The following is a 6,555-nucleotide window of genomic DNA, read 5'->3' as shown; positions in this document are numbered from 1 at the left end:
TTCGTTATTATCTCCCAGATGGACTTTTTTCAACAGCAGACGCAGCCCTCTGCGGAATACCCATGTTAATGCGGTACTAAACACCCAGAAGGTCAGTAAGAAGACGGGAGTAAACAGGCTGATATCAAAGAAAACACTGGCCATACTGTAGACCGCAGTCGCAATGCCGGTTGCCCAGCCAATAACCACGACCTCTTCAAGCAACGTTTGCTTAGGCTTCATGGCGGCATACAACTTGATACGGTCAAACACCACCAGCCACAATAACGCCAACACCAGATACCCCAACAGGTTAACCAGTGAAAAACGTATGGATAGGATCTCCCAGAAGCCAGAATGATGGTTGGAGATGCCCGCACCCCATGCGGCTACCAATCCTGCCAAAATAAATGCCAGCAGATCAGAGACGCGATACGCCTGTAAAATTAACTTATGCTTTGAATAGCTCATTGTTTAATCAGACTTCTTGTCAAACAGGGTTCGATTCAGCTCCTTACCGATCCATTGGCAAGGGCCACTTCACTGATACCGGGCGGCAATACCATTGCCGCCTTACTCACTACGTTTTACAACTTACAAGCTGAACAGGTATTTAATCGCGTTCGGTACGATTCCAACCGATATTACGATCTTTGATCATGGATACGACGAACACCCAGGTTTTCCATACCAAATACCAAGGTACAAACAAGCCAATGCGGAACAGACCCTTAACACTGCCATAACGTATGCTCGCAATCAGATAGTGCAGACCAATGATTACGAACAGCAATAGCGCCAGCACGCGTATAGTCGTATCACCAAACAATGCTGCCGCGAGCAGTGGATAGATAATCAAGGTTGCTGGCGGAGTCAGCACATCGCTCAAAGCATCCAGAGAAAACTTATCGCCTTTCAAACTATTCCGAAATAGCTGACCGGCATAGCTTTTAATTGTGATCCAACGACCACGCTCCCAGCGAATACGCTGTGTTTTAGACGCTTCAACGGAGGTTGGCATCTCTGCATAAACACAGGCCTTATCGGTAAAAACCGTACGATATCCTTTCAATAGCAGGTGGATATGGTATTCAATATCTTCCACGATAGAATGCGCGAGATAAGGCACGTTCTCCAGCGCCTCACGTGAAATACAGAAACCGTTTCCAAATATACCGGATGACATACCGAGGGCGCTTCGACCTTTCGGACGCAGAGCATTAAAAGAAGCCATGCCTAGCTCTAAAGCACGGGTACGGATAGAGTCCTCAGGGTTTCTAATGGCATATCGCAACTGTACGACCTTCGCGCCGTGGCTCATTTCCTGGTCCAGTACTTTTAGCGCATCCACGTGCATCAGCGAATCCGCATCAACGATCAGGAAAGCATCCCACTGTTCTTCCAACAACCCGGTAAATGCATGAAACAGCGCCTGCCCCTTACCTGGAGGACCTGTACGCTCGATAACATGCGCCCCTTCGGCGCGAGCCTTTTCCGCTGTGTCATCTGTACAGTTATCAGCGATCACCACAACCTTATAGTTGTCGTTATCATAGTTCTGACCCAGTGCCGCCCGTACTGTTTCACTGATCAGTAAACTTTCATTATGTGCAGGAATAACGACCGCGAATTTGAGTTTTTTCGTCTCTGCAGAACGGGCTTTTTCAGGCCAGCACGCGGCAATAGTCACCAAGCCAAAATACAGAACAGGAATTGCGGCAATCAGCAAAAACACCCAACCCAAAATAAGCGAAACAGTTTCTAACAACGTTCGAATTCCTTTTTAACTAGTCACATTCAAAGAGACAAAATAAATATACTACCCGTTATACAGAGAGCCGATTTCTCAAATATTTCAGCAATATTTTTTAGCGACTCAGGCGATATGTACACTGCTGTTTTCCGGGGTGCATTATCCATTCTGCACTAAACCTTAACATGCCATATGTCAGGTTTTTGTTACTTTCTCATCCATGAGTGGCTATAAACATTATCTTTTGGTAATTATCGATAAGAAGACACCGCTCAATAAATAGAGCTCTAGAAGTTTTTATACTCCCGGCGTCCATATGCCAACCATCCTACAAGATTACCTGTAACCAAACGTACTGCAATACCGAAACTAGTCGCATGCAGCACGTTGAAGCATTCCGCTTATCGAAGATACGGCATATGGGTCAGATCAACCGAATTAAACTGCGTTACAGCCTGATCCCTGTTGTCATAAGGCCCCATATACACCCGATAGATACGGCGCTCGGCATTTCGCGTAATCTCCATATCAGCAGGCTCACCCAATGCAACGAAAGACTCGTACAGGTTGTTCGCTTTGAGACGACTGGTGACAGTCCCCGCATATACAAACCAACCACGCGCCTCATCATTAATTATCAGATCTTCGCGACTGATATCCGGGAGGTTTATATTCTTGGTATAAACGCGATCGAGACTTTTCAACTTCGGATTAAGTGCTCGTACCATATCCTGAACGGTATCGTTCCAGGTCGAATACTTCGCACGTGCCAACTGGCTCACCGTTGCGCCATCAGTAAAACGCACTAGTGATTTAGTCAACGCAGACTGCTCGAACGGATATGGAATGGACTCACCAGATTCATAACGTTTCACCCGGCGTGAAGACACGACAACACCCTCCAGCACTCCAACCTGCGCACGTCCTTCCATACGGACGGGGACAACCGGCTTTGGCATCTTGGCAAGGTTTGTAACTACGGGCGCCTTCTGCTGCTCCACAACAACCGGTTTAGCCGTCTCAGGAATGACGCTTGGCTCAACCTTTACATCCATTGCCTGTCTTTCTATGGGCTTGGCACGCACATCCGCGACATTAGCCTCCTGACGTAAACGCTCAAACAGACTCAAACCATCATTACTGGTGGTGCCTGCAGAGTAGCGTTCAAGGGCTGACTTGTAAGGCTGCTGGGTAGTCTCACGCTCGGATGCGGTATCCGCCGTCGCTGTCACCGCCGATGGTAGAGGCTGCTGACGCGGGGGTTCGGGTGTGATACTCGACAATGAAGATTCGACTTCAACCGATTCTGCAGGGATCTCGGCCACGCCAGACATAACAGGATCATCATCCCATGTCAGTTGTTTCTGAGGTTCTGATGCTGGCTGAACAGCGGTAACAGGCATCGGTTCTACCGAGGGTGTCGTCACCGGCGGTTCGGTTTCAACAACAGCTTCTTTTTGACTCGTTTCATACCAGCGCGCCGCATACCAACTAACAACAACTGTAGCGATCAGAACCAACCATAAACCATATCGGCTCAACACCCCTGAAGACTTACGTTCTCTCGGTTTTATTTCACCTTCATCGTAGTCAGGCAGTGGCTCAGGCACCGCAAATGCGGACTCGGTAACGGGTGTCGCTTTTGATTGATCTTTATTTCGAGGCTCAATCCGCGAGTCTGCTTCGTACACCGGTGTCGGCTCTGCCTGAGCATTTCCTACAGGCTCCTTCGCGTCGACGCGGGGTGCTGCTTCAGCCACAACGCGTAAAGGCTGCTCCTCCTCAGAAGGCGGTGGAGCCTGATCATAGTCATACGCGCCAGAGTGGACCGACGGAAGGTCAGACAACACCTCGCGTACAACGTGAACATCAATGGTACGTGCAAAGTGTGCATAACCTGTAATCAAACAGTTATCACAAATGAGATTAACAAGGCGTGGGGAACCGTGGGATTTCTTGAAAATCAGCGACAACGCGTCATCGTTAAATACGGACTCTGTACATCCAGACACGCTAAGGCGATGTTCAATATAGCGCCGCGTTTCGGTTTCGTTAAAGTAACCAAGTGAACGACTCAGGGTTATACGCTGCCGAATCTGACGCATTGAATAGCGCCCTAAAATATCGTTCAGCTCGTTTTGTCCCAGAAAGATAATTTGGATCAGCTTCGCATCTTCGTTCTCGAAGTTGGATAACAAGCGAATACCTTCCAGCGTACGCTCAGGCAACTGCTGGGCTTCATCCAAAATAACAAGTACCCGACGCCCCTGTTCGTGCAACTGCTCCAGCTGCTCTTTCAACTTTGCCTGAAAGACCAGCGATCCCCATTCGGGGTCCATATCCATGCCTAACTTCTGCGGCAACTCAGCAAACAGTTCTTCCGGTGTAATCCAGGGGGTCGCAACCTCTAGAATTATATGATTTTCTTCTTCCAGCTCGTATTTAAGCGACTGAATCAAAAAGGTTTTACCGGAACCTACTTCACCGGTTACCAGCATAAAACCTTTTGATTGTTTAATGCCATAGATCAACGCCGCGAGCGCCTCGCGATGCTGTTTACTGGCGAAGAAAAATTCTGGGTTGGGAGTATTTTCGAATGGGCGTCGATTTAACCCGTAAAACTCCTCATACATGGGTACAGCTCTCTTTACTGAATCCGTTTAACTTGATGATATTAACGTACGTTCATCAATCAGGCTATAGGATTCAAGTCCTCTCTTTAAATCGAAATCCCAAAATATGGTGCCACGCGACTCTCAGCATAAATACCGGATTCCCCAGAATATAACGCTTCCACGTATGCGGCTGCATCGCCAAACGATATAGCCACTCAAATCCGTTATCCGTCACCCATTTGGGCGCACGATCAATGTCGCCGGTAAATATACGATGAAATGCCCCGGTAGCAAGCTTCACTGGAACCGTCAGTTTATTTCGGTTATCCCAGATCCACTTTTCCTGAATTGGCATACTCATACCAACCAGAAGCACTTTAGCCCCACTGTTATTGATCATTTCAATAACTTTATCGTTTTCGTCACCGTCGCGATCAAAGAAGCCGTTATGGCGTCCGGCGAAAGGGCAATCGGGATAACGTTTAGCCATCGCTTCTTCAAAACGCTCTCCCATCTCATCGATATCACCCAACAAGAAAATCGGCCATTGCTCCTGAGAACACATCTCGAACATCTCTTCCAGCCAGTCTGCCGGTGTCAGGCGCTGACCCACATCACAACGAGCGATTTTGCACCCCAGTTTCACACCTGCACCGTCAACAAACACCATATCGGCGTTATTCAAAATATGACGAAATGAGGGGTCTTCGTACGCAAGGTTCATGGCGTGGATGTTCACATTCATGATGTTCCCACCTTCACCGTTTTCTGCGGCCCAGCGGATACTGTCAAAAATATCCTGTCGGTGTACGACATGATAACGTACGCCATTCAGCCACTCTTCCTTATACTGGGGTTTCTCAGTTAGTGACACTGCTTGCTACCTTTTCTTCTGCTATTCCACTGTCTTCCAACAAGTGCTGGAAACGCACGGCATTTTTACCTTGATCAAAATTCTGTGCGATATGCTCGACGGCTTGTTCTCGTAGCTCTTCGAGGTCAACATTGCCCTTAATAACCGCTTCCATTGCGTCAGCCAATGCATCATCACTGGCGGCTGGCACCAAAATCCCTGCCGTACCATAATTAAGCAACTCTGGAATGCCTGATATTGCCGTTGATAACACAGGCACTCCCGCCTGCATTGCTTCCATCAGCACAATCGGCATACCTTCCGCGACACTCGACATCACAAACAGGTCAGCCTCTTTGTACATTTCCAGAACATCACTATGATAACGGGCACCCAGCAGCTTGACCTCAGACTCCAATCCTAATCGCTGAATCTCCGATTCGAGGAATTCCCGCTGCGGCCCCTCTCCTACCAACAAACATTCGAACGACAAGCCCTTGTCTCTTAATTGAGCGCACGCGCGGACCAGATACTCTTGTGCCTTTTGCGTAGACAATCGCCCAACACTTAACATTCGCAACGGACGATTGGAATCATACGCTTGCGGTGATGGGGCTTCGGTGAGCGGAGCGACACCCAGCGGCAACACCACCAGTTTATCTTCAGCCACTGTAGGAAAATGCTCTTTTACATAATCCACGTTGTATTGCGAAATACAAACAACCAGATCAGCTTCCTTAAGTTTGCACTCCAGATCCGGCGGGTTATCAAAGGTGAGATCAGACCCATGCAGCGTCAATGAAAAAGGCAGCCCCGCGATGCGCTTCATCCACATCGCAATTGACGTTGCGCCATACGTGAAGTGAGAATGCACCCAACGTGGCTCCGACGAATCAGCATAACGCTTAAGGGTCAGCGCCGCTCCTGAGATGTGTTTTAATGTTGTTACAGGTTTTTCTTCGACAGAGAACATCCCTGCCAATGAACGTAGATAACCTGTCGGATACTTCAGTAGACAGTGCAAATGGGCAGAAGCAACTTCAGCAGTCCCAGCATCACACAGGTAGTCGACCTGCTTCTGTACACTTTCCATCCCCGGATGAACCTGTGACGCGTCTGGCCGATGACTCGATACCAGATCCATCTCCATCCCTTCATCCAGCATTTTCGTATACTGGCTGAAGAGAAAGGTCTCGCTCAGCACTGGAAATATAGAGTTGAGAAAAATAACGCGGTTCTTCGCCATTAAAAACATTCCCTGAAGGTATCGATAATCAACACAGCAGACTGTATCAGAAGAGGTATGACAATATTTCGACTTTTAGCGCGAGACAACCGTTCATTAACGAATGAGT

5 protein-coding genes are annotated in these 6,555 nt (G+C 48.2%); all 5 read right to left on the bottom strand.

Annotated elements, in window-relative coordinates; all coding sequences use genetic code 11:
* Window positions 1-450, bottom strand: a 450-nt coding sequence (locus ABYW01_RS10990) for a hypothetical protein (protein WP_372832696.1), incomplete at its 3' end; no start/stop codon positions are given.
* A gap of 142 nt (window positions 451-592) precedes the next feature.
* Entirely contained in the window at window positions 593-1,747 is a 1,155-nt protein-coding gene (locus ABYW01_RS10985) for a glycosyltransferase family 2 protein (RefSeq protein ID WP_372832695.1), read from the bottom strand.
* A gap of 386 nt (window positions 1,748-2,133) precedes the next feature.
* Complete coding sequence (locus tag ABYW01_RS10980; protein WP_372832693.1) at window positions 2,134-4,365, bottom strand: AAA family ATPase; 2,232 nt, start codon at window positions 4,363-4,365, stop codon at window positions 2,134-2,136.
* A 73-nt stretch (window positions 4,366-4,438) separates the two neighbouring features.
* Window positions 4,439-5,221: a WecB/TagA/CpsF family glycosyltransferase gene (locus tag ABYW01_RS10975; protein WP_372832691.1), complete on the bottom strand. Its 783-nt coding sequence runs from the start codon at window positions 5,219-5,221 to the stop codon at window positions 4,439-4,441.
* Window positions 5,208-6,446: a glycosyltransferase gene (locus tag ABYW01_RS10970; RefSeq protein ID WP_372832690.1), complete on the bottom strand. Its 1,239-nt coding sequence runs from the start codon at window positions 6,444-6,446 to the stop codon at window positions 5,208-5,210. Before ABYW01_RS10970 ends, ABYW01_RS10975 begins: the two co-directional genes overlap by 14 nt.
* Window positions 6,447-6,555 lie beyond the last annotated feature (109 nt).

This window comes from Pontibacterium sp., assembly GCF_041587635.1.
Taxonomy (GTDB): Bacteria; Pseudomonadota; Gammaproteobacteria; order Pseudomonadales; family Balneatricaceae; genus Pontibacterium.
Note: the sequence above shows the minus strand (reverse complement) of the source record. Positions and strands in the feature narration are given on the sequence as shown.

Bases quoted from the DNA above. Each gene is read 5' to 3' on its own strand.
- ABYW01_RS10970 (WP_372832690.1), bottom strand. From the start codon at position 6,446: ATGGCGAAGAACCGCGTTATTTTTCTCAACTCTATATTTCCAGTGCTG.
- ABYW01_RS10980 (WP_372832693.1), bottom strand. From the start codon at position 4,365: ATGTATGAGGAGTTTTACGGGTTAAATCGACGCCCATTCGAAAATACT.